1 rRNA gene is annotated in these 255 nt (G+C 49.0%); it reads left to right on the top strand.

From position 1 onward, the window contains the following. Positions 1–255 (top strand): 23S ribosomal RNA (locus PSH41_RS20070); the annotation flags it as partial.

The following is a 255-nucleotide window of genomic DNA, read 5'->3' as shown; positions in this document are numbered from 1 at the left end:
CCCTGTGAGGGGAGTGAAATAGAACCTGAAACCGTGTACGTACAAGCAGTAGGAGCCTACTTGTTAGGTGACTGCGTACCTTTTGTATAATGGGTCAGCGACTTATATTTTGTAGCGAGGTTAACCGATTAGGGTAGCCGTAGGGAAACCGAGTCTTAACTGGGCGAATAGTTGCAAGGTATAGACCCGAAACCCGGTGATCTAGCCATGGGCAGGTTGAAGGTTGAGTAACATCAACTGGAGGACCGAACCCAC

The organism is Pseudoalteromonas sp. CST2 (genome assembly GCF_028599385.1).
Taxonomy (GTDB): Bacteria; Pseudomonadota; Gammaproteobacteria; order Enterobacterales; family Alteromonadaceae; genus Pseudoalteromonas; species Pseudoalteromonas atlantica.
This window is presented reverse-complemented; position numbering and strand designations above follow the sequence as displayed.